Source organism: Pseudoflavonifractor sp. HCP28S3_F10 (genome assembly GCF_052065415.1).
In the GTDB taxonomy this organism is placed as follows: Bacteria; Bacillota; Clostridia; order Oscillospirales; family Oscillospiraceae; genus Pseudoflavonifractor_A.
Map to the genome: position 1 here is coordinate 140,449 of NZ_JBQHUB010000001.1, position 13,981 is coordinate 154,429.

Sequence of the window (13,981 nt, forward strand, 5' to 3'; positions counted from 1 at the left end):
GGGCTCCCGGTGGCCGGGATTGGTGAAGGTGCCCGACTTGCCGCCCTCCTTGTACACCAGATGGATATCCGAGATCTCCATGCTCTTGTCGATGGCCTTGCACATGTCGTAGATGGTGAGCAGGGCCACCGACACGCCGGTAAGGGCCTCCATCTCCACGCCGGTCTTGGCGTCCAGCTTGGCGGTGCACTCGGCCAGGATGGCGCACTCCTCATGGAGCACGGTGAAGTCCACGGTGCAGTGGGACAGGGCCAGCGGATGGCACAGAGGGATGAGTTCCGAGGTGCGCTTGGTGGCCATGATGCCCGCTACCCGGGCCACCCCCAGCACATCGCCCTTGGCGGCAGTGTGGCCGGTGATGGCGTCCATCACCGGGCGGGAGATCTTGATCTTGCCCTGGGCTACCGCCAGGCGGCGGGTGGGATTCTTGGCGGATACGTCCACCATGACGGCGTTGCCCTCGTCGTCAAAATGGTTGAATTTTGGTTCCATAGGGACCTCCAAAATAAAATCGGTTCAGGGATCAATGCGGGGAGAGACAGGAAAATGTTACAGCAGCAGGACGTGGACGGTCTGCCCGTCCTCCACGGGGCCGGAGCCGGCGGGGATGTCCACCAGGCAGTTGCAGCCCACCAGGGAGGAGAGCATGCCCGAGTCGTTCTTGCCGGTGAGGGAGACCGTGCCATGGCGGTACACCCCCCGGAGGAAGCGCCGGCCCGGGCTGGCCTTGGGGAAGGAGCCGGAGACCACGGCCTGGGCCGGTTGGGCGCGGAAGCGGTCCTCGCCGGTGAGGGCGGCCAGGAGGGGACGGGCCAGCAGCTCAAAGGTGGCGGCGGCCGCAAAGGGATTGCCCGACAGGGAGAGTACCGGCGTGCCGCCGCACAGGGAGTACATGGCGGGGGTGCCGGGTTTCAGGTTGACCTTCCAGAACCGGCGGTCGGCCCCCAGCATGGGGAGGACCTGGTGGAAAATGTCCTTGTCCCCGGCGGAGACGCCGCCGGTGGTGATGATGAGGTCGTACCGCTCCGCCGCCCGGCGGATGGCGCCGGCCACATCCTCGGGCTGGTCAGGGAGCTGCTCACCGGCAGCGCCGGCGACGCCCAGCTCCTTCAGCCGGGCGGTGATGAGGGCAGCGTTGGAGCCGTAGATCTTCCCGGGGGGAAGGGGACGGACGCCGGGCTCCACGATCTCGTCTCCGGTGGAAAAGACCATCACCGAGGGACGGCGGAGCACGGATACTTCAGTGACACCGGCGCTGGCCAGCACACCCACAGCGGCGGCGTCCAGCCGGGTGCCTGCGGGGAGCAGCAGGTCCCCGCAGCGGTAATCCTCGCCCCGGTCGCAGTAGTTGGCGTGAGGGGGCAGGGCGGCATAGATCTCCACCCGGTCCCGGCCGTTGTCGGTGCGCTCATGTTGGAGCACGCAGTCGCAGCCCTGGGGCAGCATGGCGCCGGTCATGATACGTATGGCGCAGCCGGGCAGCAGGGGGGCGGCGGGGACGCCGCCGGCATAGACCGTTTCAGTGACCGTCAGAGTGACCGGGCGTTCCCGGCTGGCTCCGGCGATATCGGCGGAGCGGAGGGCGTACCCGTCCAGGGGGGAACGGTCAAAGGGAGGCTGGTCCAGCGGGGCCTTTACATCCGCCGTCAGGGTGCGGCCCAGGCAGGCGGCCAGTCCCACCACCTGAGGGCCCAGGGGAGAGAGGCTTTCCTCAAGGATGGACACGGCTTCCTCCAGCTCGATGCGGGTCTTCATGGCGGACCCTCCTTACGCTTCTTTTCCGAAGGGGCAGATGGGGTAGTGGCACTTCTCGCAGCCCAGGCACAAGCCGCCGTGGCCCAGGCGGGCCAGATCGGCGCGGGTGACGGGGACGTTGCACAGCACCCGGGGCAGGATGAGGTCAAAAATGGTGGCCTTGGCGTACATGACGCAGCCGGGCAGGCCCATGACGGGGGTGCCGTCGGGGAAATGGCCCAGCAGGAACATGGCGCCGGGGAGCACGGGGGCGCCGTAGGCCACCACGTCCACGCCGGCGGCCTTGATGGCGCCGGGGGTCTGGTCATCGGGGTCCACGCTCATACCGCCGGTGCAGAGAATGAGCTCGGCCCCGGCGTCGTGAGCGGCGCGGATGGCGGAGACGATACCCTCCCGGTCGTCGGGGACCTTCACGTGGGAGACCACCTCCACGCCGAACTGTTCCAGCTTGGCCATGATGACGGGGGTAAATTTGTCCTCGATGCGGCCGTAAAAGACCTCGCTTCCGGTGGTGATGACGGCGGCCTTTTTGCGCACGAAGGGGAGCAGCTCCAGCAGGGGAGTACCGCCGGCGGCTTCCTCGGCGGCCTTTACCTTGTCCTCAGCCACCACCAGGGGGATGACCCGCATGCCGGCCACTTTGTCCCCGGGGCGGACCACGGTGTTGGTGTGGCGGGTGGCGATCATGATCTCGTCCAGGGAGTTGACGGCGAAGAGCCGCTCCACATCCACCCGGAACAGGCCGTGAACGGCGGCTTTCAGCTCGATCTTGCCCTCCTTGACCTCGGTAGCAGTCATGTTCTCATTTCGGGAGATGGCGCACAGCCGCTGGGCGGCCTCGTCCTCATGGAGCATGCCCTCGGTTTTTTCCCAGACATAGAGGTGGTCCTTGCCCATGGAGAGGAGCACGGGGATATCCTCCTCGGCCACTACATGGCCTTTGCGGAAGCGGGCGTCCTTGGTCACGCCCGGGATGATCTGAGTCAGGTCGTGGCAGAGCACATGGCCCACAGCCTCTTTTGTATCAATGAGTTTCATTGGAGATCCTCCTTATCAGAATGGGGAACGGAAAAAGGGAGCGCCGCGTGAAAAGCGGCGCTCCCCTGACGATACACGAATATCCACCGCCGCTTGGGCGGCAGTGATCGGAGCAGCCCCTTTTCAAAGAAGGAAGGCCGGGACGTTTCCATCCGGACCCGCGGCGCAGCAGCATAGGCAGAGCCCTTAGCCGCTTTTGCTCGGAGCAGGTACATCAAAATGATTTTTTTCATTATACTATAGAGTTCTTCCGGTTGCAAGGGCGGAAAAGCAGCACAGACAAAAATGTTGTGTATACCATTTCGCCGGAGTGTCGTGGTATACTGGTACGGCGATCAGGTGATAATAAAGGAGGAACAGAGAAATGGAGGAGACGGTAAGGGGCCGGTTTGCACCCAGCCCCAGCGGACGGATGCACTTGGGAAATGTGTTCACCGCCCTGCTGGCCTGGCTCTCGGTGCGGGCGTCAGGGGGGACCATGGTGCTGCGGATGGAGGACCTGGACCCGGACCGCTGCCGGGCAGAGTACGCCGAGGTGTTGGCCGACGACCTGCGCTGGCTGGGGCTGGACTGGGATGAGGGCTACCAGAAGGGCGGCCCCCACGGACCCTATCTCCAGAGCGAGCGCACTTTCTATTATAAGGAGTGTTTTGAACACCTGGAGGCAGAAGGATTGGTATACCCCTGCTTCTGCACCAGGGCGGAGCGGCTGGCCGCCTCGGCGCCCCACCGGTCTGATGGGCGGAATATCTATACCGGCCGCTGCCGGAGTTTGTCCTCCGCCCAGCGGGCCCAGCGGGCGGGGGAGCGGGACCCGGCCTGGCGGGTCGTGGTCCCGGATGAGCAGGTGTCTTTTACAGACGGACATATGGGCCGGTACGAAGAGAACCTGCTGACCGACTGCGGGGATTTTATCGTGCGCCGGTCCGACGGGGTCTATGCCTATCAGCTGGCGGTAGCGGCGGACGACGGGGCCATGAAGATCAGCCAGGTGGTCCGGGGCATGGATCTGCTGGACTCCACTCCCAGGCAGATCTACCTCTACCGGCTGCTGGGACTGCCTGTTCCCGCGTTTTTCCATGTGCCCCTGCTGGTGGCGCCCGATGGGCGGAGACTCTCCAAGCGGGACCGGGATCTGGACATGGAAGCGCTGCGCGCCAACAGCTCACCGGAAGAGGTCATCGGCACGCTGGCCTTCCTGGCGGGACAGACTGACCGGCCGGAGCCGGTGCAGGCCAGGGAACTGATCCCTCATTTCCGGTGGGATCGGGTCCCCCAAAAAGACATAAAAACAGAAACTGATATTTTCGATTATTGTACCGATTAGTATAGAAAAGTAGCGGGATATTAAGTAATCACGAATTTTTAATAATGAATATATAGAATCTCTTGTTGTATTTGAAATGCCGATATGTTATAATATAGCCATCGAAAAAACAAATATAGCTGGATGATGGCTGCGGGAGAGTTCGTCCCTCCCTCAGGGACGGCACCGAAGGTATAAGTGGGATTCATCTGCCGAGTGGTCCCGCCAATTTCTCAGGTTTCAGAACCGCGGTCGGACAGGACTCTGAAAAGACCATGATTCTCGTACATGGCACCGAAGGGGCAACTCCGATGGCTTCGAAAGCGGGGGAAACTCTCAGGTTTTAAACACAGGGTGCAGGGCAGATGTAGTAATACGTTGTGTTCTGTATCCTGTTTTTTCTGCAAAGGAGAGAGTGCCTTGCTTCTGGTGACAAACAACGAGAAAGTCCGGGATCAATATGGTTCGCTGTGTACGCTTCAGTTTGTGGACGGCGGCCATGTGGATGTCCTGACACATGTGAGAGACCTGGTCCACAGCGGGCATAAGCTGCTGACCCATCCGCTGGCCGGCAGTGTCAAGCCCAATGAGACCCCCTTCCGCTCGGTGGCCCTCACCGAGGAGGCGGGCCCTCTGGATCTGGAATCTCTGGACCTCATCGAGGCCGCTCTCGGCGTGTGCCGTCAGTTTAAGCCCCGGTTCCACCGGGGAGACGACGCGCCTGCCGACATGCGTGAGGACTTTGCGGAAATCGATTTTCGGCTGATCCATGGGGCGATAGCCCCGCATCTACAAAAAGGAGAGTGAGACTATGCGGCTGGAATTAGGCGAAATTCACATCAGCGACATTAAGCTCGGCGACTGCTCCAAGGTGGAGAACGGCACCCTCTACGTCAACGTGGAGGAGCTCCGCGCTCTGCTGCTGGAGGACGAGGACCTGGCCTCGGTTGACTTCGAGGTGGTCCATCCCGGCGAGTCCGTGCGCGTCCTGCCCGTCAAGGACGTCATCGAGCCCCGCGTCAAGGTGGAGGGCAACGGCGGCGTGTTCCCCGGCGTCATCTCCAAGGTCGGCACCGTGGGCAGCGGCAAGACCCATGTTCTCAAGGGCTGCGCCGTGGTCACCACCGGCAAGGTGGTGGGCTTCCAGGAGGGTATCATCGACATGAGCGGCCCCGGCGCCGACTACACCCCCTTCTCCAAGCTCCACAACCTGGTCATGATCTGTGAGCCCAAGGAGGGCATCAAGCAGCATCAGCACGAGCACGCCATCCGGATGGCCGGCCTGAAGGCTGCCACCTACCTGGGCGAGCTGGCCCGTACCCTGACTCCTGACGAGACCAAGGTCTATGAGACCTCCGGCGTCATGAGCGGCAAGGAGAAGTATCCCGACCTGCCCCGCGTGGGCTACGTCCTGATGCTCCAGAGCCAGGGCCTGCTGCATGACACCTATGTCTACGGCGTTGACATGAAGCGCTCCATGCCCACCATTCTCAACCCCACTGAGACCATGGACGGCGCCATCCTGAGCGGCAACTGCGTGTCCGCCTGCGACAAGAACACCACCTATCATCACCTGAACAACCCCGTCATTGCCGACCTGCTGGAGCAGCACGGCAAGACCCTGAACTTCGTTGGCGTTATCATCACCAACGAGAACGTGTACCTGATGGACAAGGAGCGCTCTTCCGACTGGTCCACCAAGCTGGCTCAGTTCCTGGAGCTGGACGGCGCCCTGGTCTCTCAGGAGGGCTTCGGCAACCCCGATACCGACCTGATCATGAACTGCAAGAAGCTGGAGGCTGCCGGCATCAAGACCGTCATCATCACCGACGAGTACGCCGGCCGTGACGGCGCTTCCCAGTCCCTGGCCGACGCCGATCCCGCTGCCGACGCGGTGGTCACCGGCGGCAACGCCAACATGGTCATCCACCTGCCCAAGATGGACAAGGTCATCGGCCACCCCGAGGCTGCCAACATCATCGCCGGCGGCTTTGACGGCGCTCTGGAGCCCGACGGTTCCATCACCGCTGAGCTGCAGGTCATTACTGGCGCCACCAACGAGATGGGCTTCAACAAGCTCAGCGCCAGATAAGGAGGGGAACTGTAATGAGTTTTAGAGTTGTTCATTATATCAACCAGTTCTTCGCCCAGATCGGCGGCGAGGAGAAGGCTGATTACGCGCCCGAGTACCGCGAGGGTGCTGTGGGCCCCGGCCTGGCGCTGAACGCCGCGTTCAAGGGCGAGGCTGAGATTGTCGGTACTGTCATCTGCGGCGACTCCTACTTCAACGAGAACCTGGAGTCCGCCAAGGCCACCGTGCTGAAGATGATTTCCGACGCCAAGCCCGACGTGGTCATCTGCGGTCCTGCCTTCAACGCCGGCCGTTACGGCGTGGCCTGCGGCACCGTGGCTGCCGCCGTGAAGGATGAGCTGGGCCTGCCCGTCGTCACCGGTATGTACGAGGAGAACCCCGGCGCCGACATGTTCAAGAACAAGGTCTATATCATCGCCACCAAGAACAACGCCGCCGGCATGCGCCAGGCCGCTCCCAAGATGGCCGCTCTGGCCCTGAAGCTGGCCAAGGGCGAGAAGGTCGGCGCCTCCGCCGAGGAGGGCTACATGCCCAACGGCCTGCGCGTCAACTTCTTTGAGGCTGAGCGCGGTTCCACCCGTGCCGTGAAGATGCTGCTCAACAAGCTCGCCGGCAAGCCCTACACCACCGAGTTCCCCATGCCCTCCTTCGACCGCGTCGCCCCCGGTCCGGCCATCACCGATCTGGCTCACACCACCATCGCTCTGGTCACCTCCGGCGGCATCGTGCCCAAGGGCAACCCCGATCACATCGAGTCCTCCTCCGCCTCCAAGTTCGGCCGCTATGACATCAGCGGCTTCGAGGATCTGACCGCTGCCGACCATGAGACCGCTCACGGCGGCTACGATCCGGTCTACGCCAACGAGGACGCCGACCGCGTTCTGCCTGTGGACGTGCTGCGCAAGATGGAGAAGGAAGGCAAGATCGGCGGCATCTATCCCTACTTCTTCACCACCGTCGGCAACGGCACCGCTGTTGCCAGCGCCAAGAAGTACGGCGAGGCCATCGGCAAGGAGCTTCGGGATGCCGGCATTAAGGCCGCCATCCTGACCTCTACGTGAGGCACCTGCACTCGTTGCGGTGCAACGATGGTTAAAGAGATCGAGCGTGCTGGCGTGACCGTGGTGCATATGTGCACCGTCACCCCCATCTCCATGACGGTTGGCGCCAACCGTATTGTCCCCACGATCGCGATTCCTCACCCCCTGGGCAACCCCGCCCTCACTCACGAGGAGGAGTTTGAGCTGCGCTACAAGCTGGTCGAGAAGGCCCTCAAGGCTTTACAGACTCCCGTGGATGACCAGACCATCTTCGACTGATTTTCCAAATCAGCTCCGAAATCCCCGTCGCCCATTGGGCGGCGGGGATTTTTTCGTGCCGGGAGGATTTACAGGAGAAGGCTCTTTTGGTATCCTTTTTTCAGACTATATTCAGATTCAAGCGGTAGAATGACAAAAACGACTTGATATCGAAGCAAGGAGGGATCGCCATGCGAGTCCTGATCGTCGAGGACGAACACCGTCTGGCCGAGACGCTGAGCCAGATCCTCAAAGAGCAGCACTATCAGACTGACACGGTCCATGACGGGACCGACGGACTGGATTACGCCCTCTCCGGCCAGTATGACCTGATCCTGCTGGACGTGATGCTGCCCCGGCTCAGCGGTTTTGAAGTAGCCCAGCGGCTGCGCTCCGCCCACATCTCCACCCCCATCCTGATGCTCACTGCCCGGGATGAGGTCAGTGACAAGATCGCCGGGCTGGACTGCGGCGCTGATGACTATATGACCAAGCCCTTTGATACCGGGGAGCTGCTGGCCCGGGTACGGGCCCTGACCCGGCGGCAGGGAGAGGTGCTCTCGGAGACCCTTACGGTCTTTGATCTGACGCTCAATCTGTCCACCCGCTGCCTTGGCTGCGCAGGAAGATCGGTGCGCCTGGGGTTCAAGGAGTTTGATGTGCTCCGCCTGCTTATGGCCGCGCCCCGGGCGGTGGTGCCCAAGGAGGACATTATCTCCAAGGTCTGGGGCATCGAGTCCGACGCGGAGGACAACAATGTGGAGGTCTATATCTCCTTTCTGCGGAAAAAGCTGGCTTTTCTGGGCTCCGGGGTGAGCATCGCCACGGTGCGTAAAGTGGGATACCATCTGGACTTCCCGGGGAACTGAGGAGAACAGTATGCTGAAACGGCTGAGACGGACCTTTATCCTGATCAATATGCTGCTGGTGAGCCTGGTGCTGCTCATCGTCTTCGGCGCACTGATGGGTTCCACCTCCCAGCGCCTTCGGGGCCAGAGCGTGGCCGCCATGCGCGTGGCGCTGAAGTGGCCGGAGGGCGGTCCGCCGCCCAGGGTGGAGATCGGACTGCCGCCCATGGAGCGGGAGCCGGAGGGACGGGAGGACCGTGGGCACGGTGAGCGGCAGACGGCCATGATCCCGGTCTTTACTGTAGTGCTGGATGAAGAGGGAAATATGGTCTCCTCCACCCTGGGCGGGAACATTCAGGTGTCTGAAGAGACCCTGGAGCAGGCAGTGGCCCAGGTGTGGGACACCGGGGAGCGGGAGGGGACCATCTCCGGGCTCCACCTGCGCTTTCTGGCGGAGGAGGACGGGGCGGGGAATCTGCACATCGCCTTTGCCGACCTCCGGTGGGAGCAGGAAAACCTGGCTGATCTGGTCCGTAACTCCCTTCTGGTGGGGACGGTGGGCCTGATGGGATTTTTCCTGGTGAGCCTGTTTTTGTCCACATGGGCGCTGCGTCCGGTGGAAAAGGCATGGAAGCAGCAGCGGCAGTTCGTGGCCGACGCCTCCCATGAACTCAAGACCCCGCTCACTGTCATTCTGGCCAATGTGGGCATCGTTCTGGCCCACCCGGAGGACCGGGTGAAGGAGCAGCAAAAATGGCTGAGCTATATCCAGGAGGAGGGGACCCATATGCGGGGCCTGGTGGAGGACATGCTCTTCCTGGCGAAAAACGACGCGGCCCGGGCGCCCCTCCACCCTGTGGAGCTCTCTATGAGCGAGCTGACCATGGGCTGTCTGCTGCCCTTCGAATCGGTGGCCTTTGAGGCGGGAGTGACGTTGGAGAGCCGGATCGAACCGGGGCTCTCCCTCCGGGGGGATGAGGCCCAGCTCCGGCGGCTGGTGATGATCCTGCTGGACAATGCCGTCAAATACGCCGGTGAGGGCGGGAACGTGAAGCTGACCCTCTCCCGGCAGGGAGACCGGCTGAAGCTGTGGGTCCGCAACACCGGCGAGCCCATTCCGCCGGAGCATCTGCCCCATCTTTTTGAGCGGTTCTACCGGGTGGACAGCTCCCGCAGCAGGGAGCGGGGCGGCTACGGGCTGGGGTTGGCCATCGCGCAGACCATCGTGGACAGCCACGGCGGCCGCCTGTCGGTGACCAGTTCTGCCGAGACGGGCACCTGCTTTACCGCCCTGCTGCCCACCGTCTGCAGAGGCATCCGGACTTGAAAGAAGCTGCACGCGGGCGCGTTTCCAAGAGAGAACGCGCCCGCGTTTTTATGTTCTGATCGCCTGTGGAGGATGAGAACAATAAAAAAGAATATTTTTTATGTTTCCTTAAAGGGATTTTAAGGATTAAGCAGGGGCTTTCTAAAAATTCTTCCTGTATGATAAGGGCAGAACAAAGGAGGGAGCTCTATGAAGATCCTGATCCTGACGGGAAAATTCGGTATGGGACACTGGTCCGCCTCCCAGTCGCTGTGCCAGCAGCTCACGCGGGCCTTTCCCCGGGCGGAGGTCCGGGTGGTGGACCTGTTTGCCTACGCCATGCCGGGCGCCTCCGAGGCGCTCTACCGGGCCTTCCATCTGCTGGTCACCTACGGATACGGCCTGTTCAACACCTATTACCGCCTCGCCGACCATCTGCCCGCCGACACCGGCTCCCCGCTGGACAGGCCCATGCTGGAGCGCCTGGAGGAGCTGCTGCTGGAGGAGCGGCCCGACGCCGTGGTGGCCACCCACCCCATCTGCGCGGGACTGGTGTCCCGCTTCAAGGAGGAGACCGGGGAGGATCTGCCCCTCATCACCTGCGTCACCGATCTGTCCACCCACAATGAGTGGCTCCACCGGGGGACCGATTGCTATCTGGTGGGCAGCCCCGAGATCCGGGACCGGCTGGCCGCCAAGGGAGTGGAGGAGGAGCGTATCCTGGTCACCGGTATCCCGGTGAAGGAGGAATTCCGGCTTCCCGGCCACCGCCGGGGCGGGGAGAAGCGCCGCCTTCTCATCATGGGCGGCGGACTGGGACTGCTGCCCCGGAAGGACCGGTTCTACGAGGCCCTGAACGGCCTGCCCGGGGTAGAGACCACCATGATTGCCGGGAACAACCGGAAGCTGTACCACCGGCTCCATGGGCGGTATGAGCACATCGAGGTGGTGGGCTTTACCCACCGGGTGTGGGACTATATGGCACAGGCCGACCTGATGCTCACTAAGCCCGGCGGTATCACCGTGTTTGAGGCCATCTTTTCCGAACTGCCCCTGCTGCTGTGGGAGCCATTTTTGCAGCAGGAGAAGAACAATGCCCGCTTCCTGCTCCGGGCGGGCCTGGCCCGGTCGGCGGCCAAGGAGCCGGAGGAATGCCTGGAGGCCATCCGGACACTGATCTATGACGACCATGCGCTGGAACAGATGGCGGAGCGGATGCGCGGAAGAAAGGAAGCACTGGAGTCTCAGGCGCTGGACCGGGTGCTGGACGCCATGGTGCGCAAGAGGGAGGTGTACGCGTGATGAGCGGAAAAAAAGGCGTGATTCTTCGGCGTGCGCTTGCCGCGGCCGGACTTGTGGCCGCCTGCGGGGCGGTCTGCCGGGTATTGTCCGGCCTTTGCCGCGGAAGAAAACGGAGGCAATGACCGTGTGGGGAAGAAAACATCTGCTGGGCGGTATTCTGCTGCTGGCCCTGATGGCGGCCACCGCTTGGCTGCTGCTGCGGGACCAGCCTCTCTCCGCTCTGCTCCTGGTGCTGGGGCATACAGACACCGGATATCTGCTGCTGGGCCTGGGGCTGATGTTCCTGTTTGTGGGCTGTGAGGCCATGTGCAGCCGCCTGGCCCTGAGGCGGCTGGGCTGCCGGGTGACTTGGCGGCAATGCCTGGGGTATTCCTTTGCGGGGTTTTACGTCAGTTCCATCACACCCTCGGCGACTGGGGGACAGCCGGCCCAGATCTACTATATGTCCCGGGACGGGATACCTGCCGCCCACGGGGCCCTCAATATGATGCTCATCGCCGTGTGCTATCAGGTAACGGTGCTAGGATATGCCCTGACAGCCTGGCTGGCCCTGCCGGAGCTCCGCACCGCCCTGGGCGGCGGCCTGGAGTGGCTGCTGCTGTACGGCGGCGGGGTGATGCTCTTCCTTACGGCCGGGATGCTGGTGATGATGTTCCTGCCCGGCCCGGCCACCGCCCTGACCAGGGGTGTGCTGGCCCTGCTGGCGGCGGTGGGGGCGGTCCGGGACCGGGAGGCAGCCGAGGAGAAGCGGAAAAAGCAGCTGGCGGCCTATGCCGCCGGGGCCCGGTGCCTGCGGGGACACCCGGAGCTGCTGCCCATGCTGCTGCTTCTTACCGCGGCACAGCTGACGGCCCTCTTCGCGGTGCCTTATGTGGTCTATCTGGCGTTTGGACTGCGGGGGGAGGGACTGCCCATCTTTCTGGGTACCCAGGCCCTGGTGACACTGGCGGTCTCCTCCCTCCCCCTGCCGGGGGCGGTGGGCCCCGCCGAGAGCGGCTTTGTCCGGGCCTTCACGCCCCTCTTCGGCGCCGGGCTGGTCACCCCCGCCATGCTGGTGAGCCGGGGCATCAGCTTTTACGCCTTCCTGCTCATCAGCGGCTGCGTCACTCTGGCGGTCCACCTGAGAGGCAGCGCGAAGCGGGTTGACGCAGGCAGAGAAAAGCAGAATCTCCGGAAGCACACGGTTTCCAGGTGCAAAGCGCCCCAAACTGTGGTACAATAGCTTCACTTGGCGAGCTGCCGCGCCAGCGGCGGGGAGCCTAGTGAAACTTGTGCCTGTGGCGCAATAGCTTCACTTGGCGAGCGAACGCGCCCGCACCGGAGGAGTGGATGTATCTATGTATTATCTGGGTATCGATCTAGGCGGCACCAATATTGCCGCCGCCGTGACGGATGAAGCGGGCGCCATTCTGGGCCGGGCCAGCATCCCCACTCCCCGGGGAGGGGACGTTCCCGCCGGGGTGGCCGGGACCATGGCGGAGGCCTCCCGGGCCGCCGCGGAGGACGCGGGCCTCCGGCTGGAGGAGGTGGGCTCCGTCGGCATCGGCTCCCCGGGCACCATTGACCCGGAGAGCGGCACCATCCTCTACTGGAGCAATCTGGACTTCCAGAACGTTCCACTGGCTGCTTTGCTGCAGGAGCGGCTGCCCATGGACGTCCCTATCTATATGGAGAACGACGCCAACGCCGCCGCCCTGGGCGAGTACGCCGCCGGCGCGGGCAAGGGAAGCCAGTCCATGGTGGCCATCACCCTGGGCACCGGAGTGGGAGGCGGCGCGGTATTGAACGGAAAGCTCTACACCGGCTTCAACTACGCCGGCATGGAGGTGGGCCACTTCGTGCTGGAGCAGGGGGGACGGCTGTGCACCTGCGGCCGCCGGGGCTGCTTCGAGGCTTACTGCTCCGCCACCGCCCTCATCAAACGCACCCGGGAGCTGATGGAGAAGAACCCCAAGTCCCTGCTGTGGCAGCTGGCCGAGGGCGACCTGGCCAAAGTCAACGGCAGGCTCCCCTTTGACGCCGCCGCCCTGGGGGATGCGGTGGCAGGCAAAGTGGTGGACGAGTATGTGGAGTACCTAGGCTCCGGCGTGGCCAGCCTGGTCAATATCCTCCAGCCCGAGGTGTTCTGCATTGGCGGCGGCCTGTCCAACCAGGGCGAGACCCTGATGGCCCCGGTACGCTACATCCTCAACCGGGAGGATTACGCCCGGAACAACGCCCACCGCACCCGCCTGATGCGGGCCCAGCTGGGCAACGACGCCGGCATCATCGGCGCGGCCATGCTGCCCAAATTCCGCTAAAACCGATAACGAAACGTAAAATGCCCGCCGTCTGCTCCGAAATGGAATCAGACGGCGGGCATTTTCCTTAGCAGGACGCGGAAGCGGGCTCCCCCTCCCCACAGGGGACAAAGCCCTCCGGGGCGGAGAGGGATTCCTTCTCCGGGGGAAAGAGGACCAGAGAGAGGGCGAAAAGGACGGCCGCGGCCCCGGCAATGACCATGACCCGGTTTTTCTCCAGCCAGGGACGGTGCTCCTCCCAGAGGGAGAGCTTCAGCGCGTCACAGATAGGCGGGGCGCCATAATAGAGGATGAGCGCGGCGGCCACGCAGATGACCAGGCGCGCAGCGGTCTCCTGCTTTTCAGGGGGACTTTCCATAGTGCCGCCTCCTTACATTTTTAGAATAACACAGTATAGGCGGCGGCGGGGGAAAATAGACCTGGTCATCCGTACAGGGCAACGGCCCAGCAGATGGTGGAGGCCAGGGCGCCCATGGCCGCATAGGCGGGGGCGGGGATGCGCCGCAGCAGGCGCATCAGAGGCGTGTTGCGGCGGACATAGCCCTGTGCCACCTGACGGGCCTCCTGCAGGATCTGTTCGGCGGATACGCCGCCCCGGCTGAAGGCCTCTTCCTTTACAATAAAGATCGCTTCCTCAAACAGGCGGGGATCGGGAGATTTGACCACGATGACCCGCCGGGATACACCCTTTACCATGGGAGCACTTCCTTTCCGGTGTTTTTACCAGTATGACCTG

At 63.2% G+C, this 13,981-nt stretch carries 13 protein-coding genes, 1 pseudogene and 3 riboswitches; of the genes and pseudogenes, 9 read left to right on the forward strand and 5 right to left on the reverse strand.

Going from position 1 to position 13,981, the window contains the following annotated elements; genetic code table 11:
- Nucleotides 1-18: 18 nt before the first annotated feature.
- The 3 genes and pseudogenes from moaC to ACTNBZ_RS00715 all read right to left on the reverse strand — a co-directional run.
- A pseudogene (gene moaC, locus ACTNBZ_RS00705) lies at nt 19-492 on the reverse strand (cyclic pyranopterin monophosphate synthase MoaC); the annotation flags it as partial.
- Between the two features lie 57 nt (nt 493-549).
- Nucleotides 550-1,755 (reverse strand): molybdopterin molybdotransferase MoeA, encoded by a 1,206-nt coding sequence (locus ACTNBZ_RS00710; RefSeq protein WP_441207724.1) that lies wholly within the window; start codon nt 1,753-1,755, stop codon nt 550-552.
- Between the two features lie 12 nt (nt 1,756-1,767).
- The gene (locus tag ACTNBZ_RS00715; RefSeq protein WP_441207725.1) at nt 1,768-2,793 is read right to left on the reverse strand and encodes a molybdopterin-binding protein; all 1,026 of its coding nucleotides are present in this window, start codon (nt 2,791-2,793) and stop codon (nt 1,768-1,770) included.
- 100 nt (nt 2,794-2,893) lie between these two features.
- Nucleotides 2,894-3,011, reverse strand: a riboswitch (molybdenum cofactor riboswitch).
- A 146-nt stretch (nt 3,012-3,157) separates the two neighbouring features.
- Between ACTNBZ_RS00715 and gluQRS the strand changes: the two genes are divergently transcribed.
- From gluQRS to ACTNBZ_RS00760, 9 genes are all read left to right on the forward strand, one after another.
- A complete protein-coding gene (gene gluQRS, locus ACTNBZ_RS00720; protein WP_441207726.1) occupies nt 3,158-4,120 on the forward strand; it encodes a tRNA glutamyl-Q(34) synthetase GluQRS in 963 nt (320 codons plus the stop codon).
- 123 nt (nt 4,121-4,243) lie between these two features.
- Nucleotides 4,244-4,358: riboswitch (glycine riboswitch) on the forward strand.
- A 2-nt stretch (nt 4,359-4,360) separates the two neighbouring features.
- Nucleotides 4,361-4,455: riboswitch (glycine riboswitch) on the forward strand.
- 73 nt (nt 4,456-4,528) lie between these two features.
- A complete protein-coding gene (locus ACTNBZ_RS00725) occupies nt 4,529-4,906 on the forward strand; it encodes a GrdX family protein (protein WP_441207885.1) in 378 nt (125 codons plus the stop codon).
- Nucleotides 4,907-4,910: 4 nt separating this feature from the next.
- Complete coding sequence (locus ACTNBZ_RS00730; protein WP_441207727.1) at nt 4,911-6,191, forward strand: glycine/sarcosine/betaine reductase component B subunit; 1,281 nt, start codon at nt 4,911-4,913, stop codon at nt 6,189-6,191.
- A 14-nt stretch (nt 6,192-6,205) separates the two neighbouring features.
- Nucleotides 6,206-7,510, forward strand: coding sequence for a glycine reductase complex selenoprotein B (gene grdB / locus ACTNBZ_RS00735; protein WP_441207728.1), 1,305 nt, complete (start codon nt 6,206-6,208; stop codon nt 7,508-7,510).
- A 170-nt stretch (nt 7,511-7,680) separates the two neighbouring features.
- Entirely contained in the window at nt 7,681-8,358 is a 678-nt protein-coding gene (locus tag ACTNBZ_RS00740; protein WP_441207729.1) for a response regulator transcription factor, read from the forward strand.
- 10 nt (nt 8,359-8,368) lie between these two features.
- Complete coding sequence (locus tag ACTNBZ_RS00745) at nt 8,369-9,664, forward strand: sensor histidine kinase (protein ID WP_441207730.1); 1,296 nt, start codon at nt 8,369-8,371, stop codon at nt 9,662-9,664.
- 189 nt (nt 9,665-9,853) lie between these two features.
- On the forward strand, nt 9,854-10,945 hold the full coding sequence (locus tag ACTNBZ_RS00750) for an MGDG synthase family glycosyltransferase (protein WP_441207731.1): 1,092 nt from the start codon (nt 9,854-9,856) through the stop codon (nt 10,943-10,945).
- A gap of 124 nt (nt 10,946-11,069) precedes the next feature.
- A complete protein-coding gene (locus ACTNBZ_RS00755) occupies nt 11,070-12,167 on the forward strand; it encodes a lysylphosphatidylglycerol synthase transmembrane domain-containing protein (protein ID WP_441207732.1) in 1,098 nt (365 codons plus the stop codon).
- Between the two features lie 115 nt (nt 12,168-12,282).
- Nucleotides 12,283-13,245, forward strand: a complete 963-nt coding sequence (locus ACTNBZ_RS00760) for an ROK family protein (protein WP_441207733.1) — start codon at nt 12,283-12,285, stop codon at nt 13,243-13,245.
- A gap of 67 nt (nt 13,246-13,312) precedes the next feature.
- On the opposite strand, the gene ACTNBZ_RS00765 is transcribed toward ACTNBZ_RS00760, so the two are convergent.
- Both ACTNBZ_RS00765 and ACTNBZ_RS00770 read right to left on the reverse strand, forming a co-directional pair.
- Nucleotides 13,313-13,603 (reverse strand): hypothetical protein, encoded by a 291-nt coding sequence (locus ACTNBZ_RS00765; RefSeq protein ID WP_441207734.1) that lies wholly within the window; start codon nt 13,601-13,603, stop codon nt 13,313-13,315.
- 65 nt (nt 13,604-13,668) lie between these two features.
- A complete protein-coding gene (locus ACTNBZ_RS00770) occupies nt 13,669-13,941 on the reverse strand; it encodes a translation initiation factor 2 (RefSeq protein ID WP_441207735.1) in 273 nt (90 codons plus the stop codon).
- Between the last annotated feature and the right edge of the window lie 40 nt (nt 13,942-13,981).

Excerpts from the sequence above, each read along its gene's own strand:
- ACTNBZ_RS00770 (WP_441207735.1), bottom strand. The coding sequence starts at position 13,941 with ATGGTAAAGGGTGTATCCCGGCGGGTCATCGTGGTCAAATCTCCCGAT.
- ACTNBZ_RS00765 (WP_441207734.1), bottom strand. The coding sequence starts at position 13,603 with ATGGAAAGTCCCCCTGAAAAGCAGGAGACCGCTGCGCGCCTGGTCATC.
- ACTNBZ_RS00760 (WP_441207733.1), top strand. The coding sequence starts at position 12,283 with ATGTATTATCTGGGTATCGATCTAGGCGGCACCAATATTGCCGCCGCC.
- gluQRS (WP_441207726.1), top strand. The coding sequence starts at position 3,158 with ATGGAGGAGACGGTAAGGGGCCGGTTTGCACCCAGCCCCAGCGGACGG.
- ACTNBZ_RS00745 (WP_441207730.1), top strand. The coding sequence starts at position 8,369 with ATGCTGAAACGGCTGAGACGGACCTTTATCCTGATCAATATGCTGCTG.
- ACTNBZ_RS00740 (WP_441207729.1), top strand. The coding sequence starts at position 7,681 with ATGCGAGTCCTGATCGTCGAGGACGAACACCGTCTGGCCGAGACGCTG.
- ACTNBZ_RS00750 (WP_441207731.1), top strand. The coding sequence starts at position 9,854 with ATGAAGATCCTGATCCTGACGGGAAAATTCGGTATGGGACACTGGTCC.
- ACTNBZ_RS00710 (WP_441207724.1), bottom strand. The coding sequence starts at position 1,755 with ATGAAGACCCGCATCGAGCTGGAGGAAGCCGTGTCCATCCTTGAGGAA.
- ACTNBZ_RS00715 (WP_441207725.1), bottom strand. The coding sequence starts at position 2,793 with ATGAAACTCATTGATACAAAAGAGGCTGTGGGCCATGTGCTCTGCCAC.
- ACTNBZ_RS00730 (WP_441207727.1), top strand. The coding sequence starts at position 4,911 with ATGCGGCTGGAATTAGGCGAAATTCACATCAGCGACATTAAGCTCGGC.